The sequence below is a fragment of the Azospirillum baldaniorum genome, from assembly GCF_003119195.2.
Lineage (GTDB): Bacteria > Pseudomonadota > Alphaproteobacteria > Azospirillales > Azospirillaceae > Azospirillum > Azospirillum baldaniorum.
Window position 1 is genome coordinate 212,085 of record NZ_CP022254.1, and the last position, 14,968, is coordinate 227,052.

Sequence of the window (14,968 nt, forward strand, 5' to 3'; positions counted from 1 at the left end):
CGGTCAGCGGTCGCGAAGCCGGTCGTAGACGCCGTAGTCCATGGCGATGCTGGCCACGATGTCGAGATACAGTTTGATGAAGCCGGGCGTGTAGAAGGCCGGGCAGCCGGTGTAGTGCCGCTCCTCGGGCTTGGCGAAGCGCGTGATCGGCTCCGGGTTCAGGCAGATCAGCCCGGCCTCGTCGAGGACGAAGGCGGTCTGGTCCTTGGGCAGCAGATGGATGGCGAGGCCGTCATGCGGTTCGATCCCCGACGCCTCCATGTAATGGACCAGCATGCCCAGGCTGGCCATCGACAGCGGCACCACCTGCTTCAGGCTGCGCCGCACAAGGTCGTCGTAGGCCGCGGCATCCCTGTCCGGCAGCAGCAGGGGGGCGGCCTCCACCATAGCCCAGCAGATGTGGATGGCGGTGTGGCTGCCGGTCTTGGTGATCGACAGCATGTCGTAGCCGGCGCGCTGGTAGAGCGGCGAATCCTCCAGCGTCGTGCGCAGGATGAAGGTGGCGGCGGCGGCGGCGGAGATCTCGCCCGTTCCCTGCGCCCGGTAGTGCTCCTCCTCCGACAGCAGGTCGGCCGCCCAGCCGGTGATGAGGCCATCGAGCAGATGGCAGGTGGCATCGCGCAGGACCGAGGCCATCACATCGAGCGGGGCCGCCGCCATCGCCGCGCGGTCGGCCGGGTTGATGCCGTGGGGGGAGCGCGGCGGGATCGGCAGCATCACCTGTCCGCGCTCGTCCAGCGGCAGCTTGGACGCCACATGGTCGCGCAGCCGTTCGAACAGATAGGCCAGCAGCGTGTTGACCGTCACCTTGTCCGCGTCGTCGGCGTTGGGGGCGGCGTGCATGGGGCACTGGCCACCGCCGCGGCGCAACTCCTCGCTGAACAGAAAGGCCGGGTCCTTCTGGATGGTCTGGAGGATGTGGGCGATCGAGACGCGCTCCAGCCCGGCATCGGCGTGAGCCTTGATGAAGCTGCTGGCGAAATCGTTGGAACGGGACATCGTGGCCTTGCCGGAACGGAGTAATCCCGTTCAGCCTAGGGCGAGTGGTGGGGCGGTTGCAACGGCAACCTCTGTGACCGGTTGCCGCTTCTCCGTTGAAATTTGCGGTTTTACCCCTCGGGAACCAGCCAGTCGACCGTGCAGCCGCCGCCGGTGGAGGGCAGGGCGGCGTGCAGCGCGGGCAACATGGCGCGCAGCGTGTCGTCCAGCGTCCAGGGCGGGTTGACGATCAGCAGCCCGGACCCGTTCAACCGCAGATGCGTGTCCTCCGGATGCCAAGTCAGCTCGACGGTCAGGATCTTGCGGATGCCGGTGTTCTCCACCGCCTCCTGGAAGCGCCAGACGGCCGGGCGTTCCTTGATCGGGTACCACAGGGCGTAGACGCCGGTGGACCAGCGCTTGTGCGCCGCCTTCAGCCCCTCGGCCATGCGGGCGAACTCGTCCGGCTGCTCGAAGGGCGGGTCGATCAGGACGAGGCCGCGCTTCTCCCGCGGCGGCAGATGGGCCTTCAGCGCCTGATAGGCGTCCGTCTTGAAGGCCGAGACCTGACGGTCCCCGGCGAATTCCGTCTTCAGGCTCTGCCAATCATCGGGATGCAGTTCATTGAGGAGCAGCCGGTCCTGCTCGCGCAGCAGCGCCCGCGCCAGCCGCGGCGATCCGGGGTACCAGCGCAGCCGCCCGTCCGGGTTCAGCGCGGCCACCGCGTCCAGATAGGGCCGCAGCGCCGGGTGCGGCGCCGGCTGGCCGAACAGCCGTCCGATTCCGTCCTGGAACTCCAGCGTTTTGCGTGCCGGTTCGGAGTCCAGGTCGTAGCGCCCGATGCCGGCATGGGCGTCGAGCACGCAGAAGGGCGCCGGCTTGGCGCGCAGATGATCGATGATCAGCGCCAGGACGGCGTGCTTCATCACATCGGCGGGGTTGCCGGCGTGGAAAATGTGACGGTAGTTCATGGGGCAGGGATTTAGCCCATCGGGGCGTTCCGCGCCATCCCCTGCGAAGCCAGGTTATCAGTCGAGGGAGGCGACCTGCTGGGCGTTGCGGAAGGTGCGGCGGGTGCTCGGCGCGATGCTGGTGGGCTCGGAGTCGCCGCAGCGGGCGGATTCCAGCAGCTTGGCGCTCTTCGGGTCCAGCTCGTTCAGGTGCTGCCAGATCTTGCAGACGTAGTTCTGGGCCTGACGGGTGGAGCCGCCGTTGTAGCGGGCGACGGCGGTCTTCCAGCTTCCCTGCTCGCCGTGAAGGCGAAGGAGAAGGCGGCCGGCGTAATAGACGTTCTCGCGGGGATCGACGATCCGCTCAACCGGCTGGAACTCGCCGCGGTGAGTGCCCAGCGAGATCTGCATGCAGCCGACATAGACGTTCTGGCGAAGCTGGCCGCGCTTGTCGCGGAGATGCCTAGCGGCGTCGTTGGCGTTGCGGGCGTAGACGGGACGGCCCTCCACGCTCATCGCGAAGGGGGTCGGGGCGCCGTCCTGGCCGCTTTCCACCAGGGCGATGGCGACGAGAAGGCCGGAGGGGATGTTGAACTTGCGCTCGGCCTCCACGGCGTGGGAGACGCAGCTGCTGTCCTGGGCGGCGGCGGGCTTGGCGAGGAGGACCGGAGAAGCGGCTAAGCCCAGTGCAAGAGCGATCCAGCCGCCATACGTGCGTCGCACGCGCTGAGTTCGATCCTGCATATCCTCGGTCCCCTCTTCGTTGCCGGGTTCATCCGGCTTCGTTTTGGCCCCCCGCGCGGGGCCGCCATTACCGGTCACCGAGTCGCTTACGGTGACCGCCTCCTACCCGAAAGTTCAGCGCCCACCATCGGGCGCCGAAGCCACACTTCCAAAAATTTTATACAGCGTCAATCTATTTGCTGCCCGGTAATACCACGCCTTTCGATCGAACGATGTCACAAGGCGGCGGGAAAAACCCACTCCAGGCCTTGGTCTTAGCCATCAAGGCACTGATTCCGAAGCGCTTTGAAAAACCGAAAGAGGTGGATTGTGCGAAAGGCGTACAAATCCATCCAATCGGCCTAATGCGACGGTTTGAAGCTCGATTCGCTGCCGAACGACCTCCTTCGGATGCCTCTTGCGCGCGCTCGCAAGCTGGTGCAGGAGTTCGTGTCTTCTTCCGCTTTCCGGAGTCTCCCGGAGCGGGGACGGCGACAGCGCATCTCCCATAGCGAAGTGATCGTGGATCGCGATTCGACGGCTCAAGCCGACCGGGAGGGGGCAGGCCCCCTCGTCCAGCCCGGAGACGTTCCGGGCATTTTGTTCCAGACTGGCTATGACCGACTCTACGCCGCCGACGCGGCGGGGGCGGCGCGTGCCTTCCGGCTCGCCTGCGCCGCCGATCCGGGGTCGGGCGAAGCCTGGGGCGCCTTGGCCGACAGCACGCGGGACGCGGGCGAGGCCGCCGGAGCGCTGGCCGCCTGCGGGCGGGCGGTGGCGCTCGACCCCGGCGTGTGGCCCTGGCGGATCGCCCTGGCCGACGCGCTGCGCGCCGCGGGCCGGTTCGAGGAGGCCGTGGCCACCGGACAGGTGTTGACGGCGGAACGGCCGGATTCCGCAACGGCCCGGCTCGGTCTCGCCCGCGCCCTGGCGGCGGCGGGCCGGCGGGGCGCCGCGCTGGAGGAGTACCGCGAGGCCGTGGCCCTGCGCTCCGGCGACCGCGAAACGGCTCTGGAACTGGCGGCCCTGCTGGTCGAGGCCGGCGACGCGCTGGGCGCGGTCGAACTGCTGCAGCCCTTGTCCCGCCGGGACCCGGAGGACGCCGACCTGCACGCCGCCATCGGGCGGGCCTGGATCGCCCTGCAGGAGCCGGTGAAGGCGTTGACCGCTCTGCGCCGTGCCCAAGGCCTCGACTCGGACGGCCGACTCGGCTGCGCGGCGATGATCGCCGCGCTGGAAGGCGGCGCGGGGGAAGACCTGTCGGCCGCCTATGTGCGCGCCCTGTTCGATCGTTACGCCGACCGTTTCGACCAGGATCTGGTGGGCAAGCTTGGCTACTCCGCACCGGCCCTGCTGCGCGAGGCGGTCGACCGGCTGGGGCCCGCATCCGAACTTGGGGCGTCTGGTTTGCGCGTTCTGGACCTCGGCTGCGGCACCGGGCTGGCGGGCGTGGCGTTCCGTCCGCTGGCCGGGCATCTCGCCGGGGTCGATCTCGCCCCGCGCATGGTCGAGAAGGCCCGCGCCCGCGCATTGTATGATGAGTTGTCGGTCGGTGACGTGGTCGCGGCGGTGGAGGCGGTGCCCGGCGCCTATGACCTGCTGGTCGCCGCCGACGTGCTGGTCTATCTCGGCAACCTGACCGCGCTGTTCGAGGGCGCTGCCAAGGCCCTGCGCCCGGCGGGCCGCTTCGCCGCGACGGTGGAGCGTTTGGACGGCGAGGCGGCGACCTCCGGCTACGCGCTCGGCCCGTCGCGGCGCTACGCCCACAGCGAAGCCTATCTGCGGGCGATGGCGGCGGCGGCGGGCCTGACGGTGCTCCTGATGGAGCCCTGTTCCCCCCGCCGGGAGAAGGGCGTGGGCGTGCCGGGTCTTCTCTTTATATTGGAGAAGCCGGCGGCCTGACGAAAACGGCTTTTCGGGATGGGGGCGTCCGTCACGCCTCCGCCCGGAAGGGCTGCAGGCTGAGCAGGGCGCAGTCCCAATAGGGACGCGGGCCGAAACGCTCGGCCAGGAAATCGACGAAGACGCGGACTTTCGGCGACAGATGCCGGTTCTGCGGGTAGACCGCGAAGACGTTCGATTCCGCCATGTAATAGTCCAGCAGCAGGCACTGGAGCTGCCCCTTGGACAACGCCTCGCCGCACAGGAAGGTGGGCAGAACGATGATACCGACGCCGGCGATGGCGGACTCGCGCAGCAGGTCGCCGTTGTTGGTGCGCAGCGACCCCGACACGCGGACCGACCGCATGGCGTCACCGACGCGGAACTGCCACTGCTCGGCGGTCGGGATGTTGGTGTAGATCAGGCAGTTGTGGTTGGACAGCTCATCCGGCGTCTGAGGTATCCCGTGCTTCTCCAGATAGGCCGGGCTGGCGCAGACCACTTGGCGGTTGGGGGCCAGGCGCTTGGCGATCAGCGAGCTGTCGCGCAGCCGCCCGATGCGCACCGCCAGATCATAGCCCTCGTCGATCAGATCGACGTAGCGGTCGTTCAGATCCATCTCGATCTCGATGGACGGGTAGCGTTCGAGGAACTCGGCGACCGCCTTGGCCAGATGCAGCAGCCCGAAGGACACCGGCGCGTTGACCTTCAACCGCCCGCGCGGCGCGGCGTGCAGGTCGGCGACGGCCTGCTCCGCCTCCTCCAGATCGGCGATGATGCGGGTGCAGCGCTCGTAATAGGCCTGCCCGACCTCGGTCAGGCTGAGCTTGCGCGTGGTGCGGTTCAGCAGCCGCGCCCCCAGCCGGTTCTCCAACTCCGCGATGCGGCGGGAAACCACGGACTTGGACAGGTTCAGGCGCTCCGCCGCGGTGGTGAAGCTTTTGGTGTCCACGACCTTGATAAAGGCCGTCATGTCGTCGAGGCGATCCATCCCATTGTTCTACACCCGGGAACAATGAAGTTCCAGCACCCTGGATTTGCTGGAGGGCGGCAACGCGCTATCTCTTTGGAACGCCGCAGCCTCCAGCGCGGCCGCAACGACAGAGGGGAGACGAGACATGGCGAAGGTTCTGGTGCTCTACTACAGCAGCTACGGCCACATCTCCACCATGGCGCAGGCGATGGCCGAAGGCGCCCGCTCGGTTCCGGGAACCGAGGTGGCGGTGAAGCGCGTGCCGGAGCTGGTCCCCGAGGAGGTGCGGCAGAAGGCGCACTTCAAGGAAGAGCCGAACATTCCCATCGCCGACCCGAACGAGTTGGCCAACTACGACGCCATCATCCTGGGCGTGCCGACGCGCTACGGCAACATGCCGGGCCAGATGAAGAATTTCCTCGACCAGACGGGCGGCCTGTGGGCGAAGGGCGCGCTGGTCGGCAAGGTGGGCGCCGCCTTCTCCTCCTCCGCCACCCAGCACGGCGGGCAGGAGAGCACGATCCTCACCACCCACACCGTGCTTCTGCACCTCGGCATGGTGATCGTCGGTCTGCCCTACAGCTTCCAGGGCCAGATGGGCGTGGACGAGGTGATGGGCAACAGCCCCTACGGCGCCAGCACCATCGCGGGCGGCGACGGCTCCCGTCAGCCGAGCGCCGTCGAACTGGACGGCGCCCGCTACCAGGGGCGGCACGTCGCGGAGATCGCCAAGAAGCTGCACGGTTGAGGGTGAAGTGCGCCTCTCCCGCCCGGACGGCGGGAGAGGCGGCACCGGACAGAGGGGAGTTCAGGGCATGGGCCTGTTGATCGACGGCCGCTGGCACGACCAGTGGTACGACACCAAGAACAGCGGCGGCGCCTTCGTCCGTCCGGAAACCCAGTTCCGCAACTGGGTGCGGGCCGACGGCTCGACCCCGTTCCAGCCGGAGGCCGGGCGCTATCACCTGTTCGTGTCGCTGGCCTGCCCCTGGGCGCACCGCACGCTGATCCTGCGCAAGCTGAAGGGGCTGGAGAACGCCATCGGCGTCACCGTGGTCGATCCCCTGATGCGCGAGGAGGGCTGGACCTTCCCCGAACCCGATCCGATCACCGGCTCCACCCGCCTGCACGAGGTCTACACCACGGCCGATCCCACCTACTCGGGGCGCGTCACCGTCCCGGTGCTGTGGGACAAGAAGACCGGGACCATCGTCAGCAACGAGTCCGCGGAGATCGTCCGCATGCTGAACCGGGAATTCGATGCCTTCGGCGACGCCTCGCTGGACTTCTACCCGGCGGAGCTGGCGGAGGAGATCGACCGGCTCAACGCCTTCGTCTACGACCGCGTCAACAACGGCGTCTACAAGGCCGGCTTCGCGACCAGCCAGGAAAAGTACGAGCAGGCGTTCGACGCCCTCTTCGCGGCGCTCGACGAACTGGACGAGCGGCTGGCCGGACAGCGTTATCTGCTGGGGAACCGGCAGACCGAGGCCGACTGGCGCCTGTTCACCACGCTGGTGCGGTTCGACGCCGTCTATGTCGGCCACTTCAAGTGCAACCTGCGCCGCATCGCCGACTATCCGAACCTGTCCGGCTATCTGCGCGACCTCTATCAGGTGCCTGGCGTGGCGGAGACCGTCGATTTCCACCACATCAAGCGGCACTATTACGCCAGCCACACCATGATCAACCCGACCGGCGTCGTGCCGAAGGGGCCGGCGCTGGACCTCGACGCGCCGCACGGACGGGAGGGACTGAGGTAAGCGGGCCTCAGGGCTTGTAGCAGCGGGCCATGTCCTGGTTCTGGCCGATCATCTCGCACTGGAAGCTGTTGGAGAACTTGAAGCGGAACGGCCCGGTCTTGCGCACGCTGACCAGGGTCTGTCCGCCGGGGTTCTTGAAGGCCACCCAGGCCGAGGAATCGAAATGGGTGGTGATCCCGTTGCTCAGCCGCACGCGGCCCTGGTTGTCCTTGATGACCTGCACGCCGGTGTTGAAGGCCATGACTCCGTTCGGAGTCTCGGACGCCACGGCGAGGCCGTTCGTGCAGTTCACCCCCTCCGGCTGCACCGCGACGCACTCATAGGGGCGCGGCTGCGACGCGGTGAGCACCATGGCGTAGATCGCCACTTCCAGAACGTTCATGGGCATGCGGAATCTCCCGGCAATCCGCACAAGGGTGCAGCAATGCACCGTGTACAGAATAATTCCGCCGTGGTTACGAAAAGTATAATGTCGCGGTCAAGGTTCTACCCTTTCGCGGACAGCGCTTTTTCCAGCTTCTCACGCAGGCCGAACGTGGTCAGCGGCTTCACCAGATAGCCGGTGGCGCCGGAGCGCAGGGCCGACAGGACGACGTCGGACCGGTCGTGCTTGGTCAGCATGATGACCGGCGCCCGCCCGTCCAAGGCCTCCAGAAAGGCCAGACCGCCCATCGGCACCATGTCCACATCGCAGAAGATCGCGTCGAAATCGACCCGGTTGCAGCGGGCCAGCGCCTCCGCCCCGTCGGCGGCCTCGATCACCGTGCCGACGCCCAACTGCTTCAGCAGCCGCACCGAGACGCTGCGGGTCACCACCTCGTCCTCGACGACCAGCACCGCGCAGGAATTGAACGACACGGCCACCCTCGCGCTTCGTCCTGTGGGCACCCCTAAGGGTTACGCCCGCATGATATATCAGCGCGAAAGAAACTCAAATGCGTGCGATCAAAATTTTCACGTCGGCCAGGGCGCGGTCGAGGGCGCCCGTTTCCCGCCGCACCACCGCCGCGTCGCCGCGCAGGGCCGCGTCCTCCACCGAGCCGAAGAGGTCGGCAACCCGCCCGGCCCCGGCGGTGCGGGCGGCGCCGGCCGCCGAATGGGCGGCCAGCCGGACACCATCCAGGTCGCCGAGCGCCAATCGCTCTTTCAGAACGCGCGACAACTCGTCGGCGTTTTCCAGGAACAGGGCGTAGAGCATGGTGACGGTGGGGCCAGGACCGCCGAAGTTGCGCAGCATCGGCTCCACGTCAAGGATCTCACGGTCATACGGCGTCGCGTTGGCCGGTGGCGGTTCGGATGGGCTGGGCGGTGGCTGGGGCACGATGGCGACTCCCGGCAGGACACGGTATGGCCGTACAGTGCGTGTGGCAATTCAACCCGGTCAAGCCGAGGCCAGCGCGGCGAATGGACGCTTCGGCGCCGCAGCATCCGGTCGCGGAACCGGGGGACGCGCCGCCTGTTCCCCAACGTCGTCAACGTCCGCTGGAACGCCCGAGCGATGACCGCCGCATCCGAAGAACAGCGTCTGGACACCCTGATCGTCGGCGGCGGCCCCGCCGGGCTGACCGCGGCGATCTATCTGGCGCGCTACCGCCGCCGCTTCCTTGTGGTGGACTCCGGGGCCAGCCGGGCCTCCTGGATTCCGCTGTCCCACAATCATGCGGGCTTTCCCGACGGGGTGACCGGTGACGAGCTGCTGGCCCGCATGCGCGCCCAGGCGGAGCGCTACGGCGCCCGGATCGTGCCGGGAACGGTGACGGCGGTGGAACGGGGCGACGATGGCTACCGCGTGCGGACGGAGGACGGGCGGCAATTCCGCGCCCGCACCGTGCTGGCCGCGACCGGCGTGATCGACCGCGAACCGGAGCTGCCCAACCTGTATCAGGCGGTGCAGCGAGGGCTGGTCCGCCATTGCCCGATCTGCGACGGGTTCGAGGTGACCGGCCACCGCATCGGCGTCATCGGCCACGGCACCGGGGCCCTGGGGGAGGCGCTGTTCCTGCGCACCTATTCCCGCGACATCACCGTGCTGACGCTGGGCGAGCCGATGAATCTGGAGGAGGCGGAGGAGCGCCGCATGGCCGAGGCCGGGCTGCGCGCCGTCGAGGAGCCGGTGGTGGAAATCCATACCGAGGGCGGGCGGATCGCCGCCCTGACCACGGCGTCCGGCGAGCGGCTGACCTTCGACACGCTGTATTCCGCCCTGGGCTGCCACCCGCGCATCGAGCCGGTGAAGGGGTTGGGCGTGCGCATCGGCCCGGACGGGCGGCTGGTCACCGACGGGCACCAGCAGACGGGGATCGAAGGGCTCTACGCCGCGGGCGACATCGTGGAGGGGCTGAACCAGATTTCGGTCGCCATGGGACAGGCCGCGATCGCCGCCACCGCCATCCATCGCCGACTCCTGGCGGAGGACGGGGACCTCTGAGGGGCGATGCCTCCCCGGCGGGTGGCCAGCGGCACCGGGCAAAGTGTCGCATTTGACATTAATGAGTGGTAATACCAAACCAATGGCTTGAGCTATGCTCTTGGTTTGATGGAGCTTCCAGGAAAGGCATAAAGGGTTATGCCTTTTGGGCTCGGCCGGACGTTTACACCTGATTAAGAATTTGGGCTTTAGGACTTTCGCCATTGCGAAAGGCGGTCCGTGCGGCTGGGTGTGGCCCGGCGCACAGCGGGACGAGCGAAGGGGCGGCATGATGGCGCCATCAACCAACCCGCCGATCAACCCGGGCAGCCTGCCAGAACGAACGGAACCTGCTCCATGGCCCAATCCGTGACCCGCGCGCTTCAAGCCATCAAACGCCACAACGCCAAGCCGGAGCAGATCGACCACGCCATCCTCAGCGCCATCAACGTGACGCTGTGCATGCAGTCCGGCGGCAACGACCGGGTCGCGGAAGGCTTCAACCAGGACATCGCGCTGAGCGGACGGGCCTTCGGCGTCCGGAGCTGACCTACCCCTCCTTTTCCTCGCGCTTCCGCAGTTCGTCCTGCAGGAGATAGCGGGCCTCCGGCGGCAGATCGCCGATGGCTTCGGCCAACACGCGCAGGCGACGCCGCAGCCCATAGACCGTGTCCAGCAGCGACAGCACGACCGGCATCGCCTCGTCGTCGAGTGCCAGATCCTCCCGCAGATCGCAGATCATCTCCAGCCGGGCCACGTCGGCCGCGCTGAAAACGAAACCGGTCCCCTCGTGACGCGGCCGCAGCCAGTGCCGCTCCACCCACACCGTCAGTTGGGCGGAGGAGACGCGCCGGCAGGTGGCCAGCACCTCCTCGGTCCGCCATGCCCCGCCGCCCTGGTCCATGCCGTTCCGGTCCATCTCACGCGGCCTCCATGTCCCGTCTCGGGTTGTGGTCGGACTTCCAATCCCGGACGAACGCCTCCAGCGCCGGGTCGGGGGCGTCGGGCAAAGCGATGCGCAGCGTCACATACTGGTCGCCGCGCGCGCCGTTCGCTCCCGGAAGGCCCTTGCCCTTCAACCGCAGGCGCGTGCCGTTGTTCGCCCCCTTCGGAACGGTCAGCATCACCGGCCCGTCGATGGTCGGGACGCGGACCTTGCCGCCCAGCACCGCCTCGGCCAGGGTCACCGGCAGGTCGAGCTGGATGTCGTCGCCGTCGCGGCGGAACCAGGGGTGGGGGGTGACCTTGACGGTCACCAGCGCGTCGCCGGGCGGACCGCCGTTGCTGCCGGGCAGGCCCTGGCCCTTCAGGCGGATGGTGCCGCCATCCTCAAGCCCGGCGGGCAGGTCGATGTCCAGCGTCTTCCCGTCCGGCATGGTGACGCGGCGCTTGCCGCCCTTGGCCGCCGCCAGGAAATCGACCGTCAGCGCCATGCTGAGGTTGCCGCCCTTCATCGGCATGGCGCCGCCGCGGGCGAAGCCGCGCCCGCCGAACAGGTCGGAGAAGATGTGTTCCAGATCGTCCGACGCGAATCCTTCGGCGTGGGCGTAGCGGGCACCCGCCGGGCCTTCGGCGAAGTCGCGGTAATAGTGGCGCTGCGGCCGTTCCTGGCCGGAGTCGTCGATCTCCCCGCGGTCGAAGCGGGCACGCTTGTCGGCATCCGACAGCAGGCTGTAGGCGGCGCTGATGTCCTTGAAGCGCTGCTCGGCCTCCGCCTTGCCGGGGTTTAGGTCGGGATGGTGCTTCTTGGCCAGCTTACGGTAGGCCTTGCGGATTTCGTCGTCCGAAGCGGTGGGGGATACGCCCAGAATCTCGTAAGGATTGCTCATGGCGATGACCGTGATTGGAAAGCGGGGGTCAGCGGCTGACGGGTGAGCACGTTCGACGTGTATGTGTTCGGCGTTCCCCCGCAAATCAAGAGGGTTGCCCTTCCGTCCGGTGCACGGCGCCTGTGCTTGCGGCCGGGATGACGACGGGGCGGCGCGCGCCAATATGAGGCGGGCCGGACTTGGTTCCGGTTGAACGGTTCCAAAGGGAGATGGTCAGGGAGGAAGCCCCCGTCATGCCGCACACGCACCGGTCCTTCATGCCCACGGATCAGGCGGCCGCCGACCTGCGGCGGCGCCACAAGATCGCGAACGTGTTGCAGTCCCTCCTCCTGCTCGGCGGCATGGTGCTGCTGCTGGCGCTGTGCGGGATGATCCTGGCGGGGGTGGAGGGGGTGCTGTGGGCGCTGCTCGGCGGCGCCGTCAGCCTGCTGTTCAGCCCGCGCCTGTCGCCGCGCATGGTGCTCGGCATGTTCGGCGCCCGCCGCCTGACCCATGCGGAGGCCCCGGTCCTGTTCGACGCGCTGGCCGCCATCGCCCGGCGGGCGGAGCTGCCCGCGGTTCCGGAGCTGTGGTACGTCGCCAGCCCGGCGCTGAACGCCTTCGCCGTGGGCAGCCGCCGCCGGTCGGCCATCGCAATCACCGACGGGCTGCTGCGCGCGCTCAGCCTGCGCGAACTGGCTGGCGTGCTGGCCCACGAGGTCAGCCACGTGCGCAACAACGACCTGACCGTGATGGGGCTGGCCGACACGGTGACCAGCCTGACCCGGCTGATGTCGGTCTTCGGCATGGCCCTGCTGATTCTCAACCTGCCCCTGCTGATGATGCGGCAGGAGGCGATTCCCTGGCTGCTGGTGCTGCTGCTTATCGCCGCACCCTGGATCGGCGTCCTTCTGCAACTCGCCCTGTCGCGCACCCGGGAATTCGACGCCGACCTCGACGCCGCCCACCTGACCGGCGACCCGGAGGGCGTCGCCTCGGCGCTCGCCCGGATCGAGCGGCTTCAGCACAGCCCGTGGGAGGGGCTGCGCTTTCCCGGCCGCCGCCGGGCGCAGAACATCCCGTCCCTGCTGCGCACCCACCCGGAGACTGAGGAGCGGGTGCGCCGCCTGATGGCGCTGCGCACCCCGCCGCCGGTGCTGCCGGGGCTCGACGCCCACCCTCTGCACGCCCGGCCGCACCTCGCCATGCCGGCGGCGGTGCGGCGCCCGCGCTACCGGATCGGCGGCTACTGGTACTGAGGTTACAGGGCCGGCGTCCGCCACTCCTGGACTCGGGGTGCCCGGCTGGGTAGAACCGACAAGCGCGGTCGGGCAATTTTCCCAAATCCCAGGCTTGTCCGGGGACGGCGGAGCGCCCGCGGCGGACGGTTGGCTACAAGAGGCGGGTCCCCTCCATGACCTTTCAAGGGCGTTTGGTCCTCCTGATCTCCGGGCTGGTGACGCTGGCGGTGGCGCTGGTCACGATTTTGCTGGCCTGGACGACCCATTCGGCGATCCAGACGCGGGTGGAAGCGGACAGCCGCGCTGCGGCGACCCTGCTGGCCCGCAGCGCCACCCTGGCGCGCGAGGTTCCGCGCGACGTGGAGGCGCTGCTGGGCGACCGGCTGCTGTCGGAGGCGACGCTCGCCGCCCACCTCGTGGCGGTGATGGAGGCGGGCAAGGCGCCGGTCAAGGCGGTGACCGACCGGCTGAAGGCCGTTGCGGACGGTGGCGGGCCGGACGAGATCTGGGTCACCGACAACCGGGGCCGCGCCTATCTGCACAACATTCCGGGTCCCGACATCACCTTCGGCCCCGACGCCCGTGCGCAGCCGCGCCAGGCGCCCTATTACGGCCTGCTGAACCGCGCGCCGGAAAAGGTGGTGACCGACGCCGCCACAGAGGGCGGCAAGCTGATGAAGTTCGCCGGCGTGGCCGGCGTCGACAAGCCGCGCATCGTCCAGGTCGGCGCCGACGTGCGCCGGCTCGGCGACATCGCCCGCAAGGCCGGGGTGGACGGGGTGATGGCCTCCCTGCTGGCCGGCGGCACGGTGGAGGGCGCGTGGCTGCTGGAGCGCGACGGGCGTCTCGCCGTGCACGCCACCGGCCCCAGCGCCGGGCCGCTGTCGGAGCGGGCGGTGGAGGCGGCGAAGGCCGCGGCGGCGTCCGGCGAGACCGGCCTTCTGCGCGAGGGCGACCGCTTGATCGCCTTTGCCCCGGTGCCGGCGGCCGGGCAGGGGGCGGCTGGGCAGGGGGCGGGCATCGCGGTGGTCCGCCTGCCGGCGGAGGACCTGTCCTCGGTGGTCGGGCGCCATGTGAAGATCGGCGTGCTGGTCGGTCTGCTCGTCCTGGCGGCGGGCGTCTACGGCGCCGTCCGCTTCGCGCGCAGCCAGATGGCCCCGATCGAGCGTCTAGGCGAGGCCGTCGCCGCCGTGGAGGCCGGGCGATTCAACCCCTTCACCCTGAACGAGGCGATGGAGCGCAACGACGAGATGGGCCGCCTCGCCCGCGTCTTCCGCAGCATGGCGCTGGAGGCGTCCTACCGCGAGGAGACGCTGGACGCCCAGCTTCTGATGCGCACGGCTGAGTTGGAGACCCGCACCGAGAAGCTGGCCGCCGCCGAACACCTGATCGAGGAGGAGCAGCGCGCTGCCCGCGACGTGCAGGCGAACCTGCTGCCGCAGCAGCTTCCCGCCGGGCGCGACAGCCAGTTCTTCGGCCTGCTGGTCCCCGGTCCGGCGGTCAGCGGCGACTTCTACGACGTGATCGAGCTGGACGAGCGCCATTGCCTGCTGGTGGTGGCCGGCGTGTCCGGCTGGGGCGTGCCGGCGGCCTTCCTGATGCTGCTGGTGCGCGGCGCGATCCGCGAGGCGGCGGCCCGGCCCGGGATGACCCCGGCCGCTATCCTGGCGGCGGCCAACGACCGGCTGTGCGGGCAGAGCCCCTTCGACGGCTTCGCCACCGCCTTCGTCGCCCTCTATGACCGCGAGACCGGAATGCTCAGCCATTCCAGCGCCGGCAACCGCGCGCCCTGCCGCATCCGGGCGGACGGCAGCGTCCTGACCCTGGCCGATGCCGGCGGCCCGGCGCTGGGCGTGCGCAAGGGCATCCCCTACGGCGAGGCGGTGGCACGGCTGGAGCAGGAGGACACGCTGTTCCTGTGCACCGAGGGCGTGCTGCGCGCGGTGAACGCCCAGCGCGAGCCGTTCGGCGAGGAGCGTCTGGCCGCCGTCCTGCACCAGGGTCGTGGCCTGTCGGCGCGCGACCGCTCCGAACTGCTGCTGCGCGCGGTGGAGGCCCATGTCGGTCCGGGCGGGCAGACCGGCGACATTGTCTGCCTGACCGTCCGCCGGCTGCTGCCCGCCGCCGAGCTGGCGCCGGAGTCCGAAGCGGCGGTGTGACGCCCTTCGGCGACGTCCGGCGGCGAGATCGTTTCCTCTGATCGAGGTGACCCGGCTGGTCCGCCGGGTCACCCGTGCGACCACA

Annotated in this window: 16 protein-coding genes; 7 read left to right on the forward strand and 9 right to left on the reverse strand. The window is 69.1% G+C overall.

What is annotated here, in order from left to right; translation table 11 throughout:
• Positions 1–3 precede the first annotated feature (3 nt).
• The 3 genes from Sp245p_RS15320 to Sp245p_RS15330 form a co-directional block, all read right to left on the reverse strand.
• Complete coding sequence (locus tag Sp245p_RS15320) at positions 4–999, reverse strand: hypothetical protein (RefSeq protein ID WP_014198701.1); 996 nt, start codon at positions 997–999, stop codon at positions 4–6.
• Positions 1,000–1,109: 110 nt separating this feature from the next.
• Positions 1,110–1,949 carry a 23S rRNA (adenine(2030)-N(6))-methyltransferase RlmJ gene (locus Sp245p_RS15325; protein WP_014198702.1) on the reverse strand — a complete coding sequence of 280 codons (840 nt, stop codon included), beginning with the start codon at positions 1,947–1,949 and terminating at the stop codon, positions 1,110–1,112.
• A gap of 57 nt (positions 1,950–2,006) precedes the next feature.
• Entirely contained in the window at positions 2,007–2,651 is a 645-nt protein-coding gene (locus tag Sp245p_RS15330) for a transglycosylase SLT domain-containing protein (RefSeq protein WP_244947660.1), read from the reverse strand.
• 522 nt (positions 2,652–3,173) lie between these two features.
• Between Sp245p_RS15330 and Sp245p_RS15335 the strand changes: the two genes are divergently transcribed.
• Positions 3,174–4,553 (forward strand): tetratricopeptide repeat protein, encoded by a 1,380-nt coding sequence (locus tag Sp245p_RS15335; RefSeq protein WP_014198705.1) that lies wholly within the window; start codon positions 3,174–3,176, stop codon positions 4,551–4,553.
• Positions 4,554–4,584: 31 nt separating this feature from the next.
• Here the strand turns inward: Sp245p_RS15335 and Sp245p_RS15340 are convergent, their stop codons facing one another.
• Positions 4,585–5,523 carry a LysR family transcriptional regulator gene (locus tag Sp245p_RS15340; RefSeq protein WP_014198706.1) on the reverse strand — a complete coding sequence of 313 codons (939 nt, stop codon included), beginning with the start codon at positions 5,521–5,523 and terminating at the stop codon, positions 4,585–4,587.
• 127 nt (positions 5,524–5,650) lie between these two features.
• Here Sp245p_RS15340 and wrbA point away from each other — a divergent pair, with 127 nt between their 5' ends.
• Together wrbA and Sp245p_RS15350 are read left to right on the forward strand one after the other, a co-directional pair.
• Entirely contained in the window at positions 5,651–6,253 is a 603-nt protein-coding gene (gene wrbA, locus Sp245p_RS15345) for an NAD(P)H:quinone oxidoreductase (protein ID WP_014198707.1), read from the forward strand.
• Positions 6,254–6,320: 67 nt separating this feature from the next.
• Positions 6,321–7,268 carry a glutathione S-transferase family protein gene (locus Sp245p_RS15350; RefSeq protein WP_014198708.1) on the forward strand — a complete coding sequence of 316 codons (948 nt, stop codon included), beginning with the start codon at positions 6,321–6,323 and terminating at the stop codon, positions 7,266–7,268.
• Positions 7,269–7,275: 7 nt separating this feature from the next.
• Here the strand turns inward: Sp245p_RS15350 and Sp245p_RS15355 are convergent, their stop codons facing one another.
• The 3 genes from Sp245p_RS15355 to Sp245p_RS15365 form a co-directional block, all read right to left on the reverse strand.
• Positions 7,276–7,656 carry a hypothetical protein gene (locus Sp245p_RS15355; RefSeq protein ID WP_014198709.1) on the reverse strand — a complete coding sequence of 127 codons (381 nt, stop codon included), beginning with the start codon at positions 7,654–7,656 and terminating at the stop codon, positions 7,276–7,278.
• Between the two features lie 98 nt (positions 7,657–7,754).
• Positions 7,755–8,126 carry a response regulator gene (locus tag Sp245p_RS15360; RefSeq protein WP_040135449.1) on the reverse strand — a complete coding sequence of 124 codons (372 nt, stop codon included), beginning with the start codon at positions 8,124–8,126 and terminating at the stop codon, positions 7,755–7,757.
• 73 nt (positions 8,127–8,199) lie between these two features.
• Complete coding sequence (locus Sp245p_RS15365; protein WP_014198711.1) at positions 8,200–8,589, reverse strand: Hpt domain-containing protein; 390 nt, start codon at positions 8,587–8,589, stop codon at positions 8,200–8,202.
• Positions 8,590–8,766: 177 nt separating this feature from the next.
• Here Sp245p_RS15365 and Sp245p_RS15370 point away from each other — a divergent pair, with 177 nt between their 5' ends.
• Positions 8,767–9,696: an NAD(P)/FAD-dependent oxidoreductase gene (locus tag Sp245p_RS15370; RefSeq protein WP_014198712.1), complete on the forward strand. Its 930-nt coding sequence runs from the start codon at positions 8,767–8,769 to the stop codon at positions 9,694–9,696.
• A 336-nt stretch (positions 9,697–10,032) separates the two neighbouring features.
• On the forward strand, positions 10,033–10,224 hold the full coding sequence (locus Sp245p_RS15375; protein ID WP_014198714.1) for a hypothetical protein: 192 nt from the start codon (positions 10,033–10,035) through the stop codon (positions 10,222–10,224).
• A gap of 1 nt (position 10,225) precedes the next feature.
• Here the strand turns inward: Sp245p_RS15375 and Sp245p_RS15380 are convergent, their stop codons facing one another.
• Complete coding sequence (locus Sp245p_RS15380) at positions 10,226–10,594, reverse strand: chaperone modulator CbpM (RefSeq protein ID WP_014198715.1); 369 nt, start codon at positions 10,592–10,594, stop codon at positions 10,226–10,228.
• Between the two features lies 1 nt (position 10,595).
• Positions 10,596–11,504, reverse strand: a complete 909-nt coding sequence (locus tag Sp245p_RS15385) for a DnaJ C-terminal domain-containing protein (RefSeq protein WP_014198716.1) — start codon at positions 11,502–11,504, stop codon at positions 10,596–10,598.
• A gap of 233 nt (positions 11,505–11,737) precedes the next feature.
• Between Sp245p_RS15385 and Sp245p_RS15390 the strand changes: the two genes are divergently transcribed.
• Both Sp245p_RS15390 and Sp245p_RS36270 read left to right on the forward strand, forming a co-directional pair.
• A complete protein-coding gene (locus Sp245p_RS15390; protein ID WP_014198718.1) occupies positions 11,738–12,742 on the forward strand; it encodes a zinc metalloprotease HtpX in 1,005 nt (334 codons plus the stop codon).
• 155 nt (positions 12,743–12,897) lie between these two features.
• Positions 12,898–14,883 (forward strand): PP2C family protein-serine/threonine phosphatase, encoded by a 1,986-nt coding sequence (locus Sp245p_RS36270; RefSeq protein ID WP_014198719.1) that lies wholly within the window; start codon positions 12,898–12,900, stop codon positions 14,881–14,883.
• The last annotated feature ends 85 nt before the right edge of the window (positions 14,884–14,968 follow it).

Coding starts and splice junctions, on each gene's coding strand:
- Sp245p_RS15320 (WP_014198701.1), bottom strand. CDS start 999: ATGTCCCGTTCCAACGATTTCGCCAGCAGCTTCATCAAGGCTCACGCC.
- Sp245p_RS15325 (WP_014198702.1), bottom strand. CDS start 1,949: ATGAACTACCGTCACATTTTCCACGCCGGCAACCCCGCCGATGTGATG.
- Sp245p_RS15340 (WP_014198706.1), bottom strand. CDS start 5,523: ATGGATCGCCTCGACGACATGACGGCCTTTATCAAGGTCGTGGACACC.
- wrbA (WP_014198707.1), top strand. CDS start 5,651: ATGGCGAAGGTTCTGGTGCTCTACTACAGCAGCTACGGCCACATCTCC.
- Sp245p_RS15350 (WP_014198708.1), top strand. CDS start 6,321: ATGGGCCTGTTGATCGACGGCCGCTGGCACGACCAGTGGTACGACACC.
- Sp245p_RS15355 (WP_014198709.1), bottom strand. CDS start 7,656: ATGCCCATGAACGTTCTGGAAGTGGCGATCTACGCCATGGTGCTCACC.
- Sp245p_RS15370 (WP_014198712.1), top strand. CDS start 8,767: ATGACCGCCGCATCCGAAGAACAGCGTCTGGACACCCTGATCGTCGGC.
- Sp245p_RS15375 (WP_014198714.1), top strand. CDS start 10,033: ATGGCCCAATCCGTGACCCGCGCGCTTCAAGCCATCAAACGCCACAAC.
- Sp245p_RS15380 (WP_014198715.1), bottom strand. CDS start 10,594: ATGGACCGGAACGGCATGGACCAGGGCGGCGGGGCATGGCGGACCGAG.
- Sp245p_RS15385 (WP_014198716.1), bottom strand. CDS start 11,504: ATGAGCAATCCTTACGAGATTCTGGGCGTATCCCCCACCGCTTCGGAC.
- Sp245p_RS15390 (WP_014198718.1), top strand. CDS start 11,738: ATGCCGCACACGCACCGGTCCTTCATGCCCACGGATCAGGCGGCCGCC.
- Sp245p_RS36270 (WP_014198719.1), top strand. CDS start 12,898: ATGACCTTTCAAGGGCGTTTGGTCCTCCTGATCTCCGGGCTGGTGACG.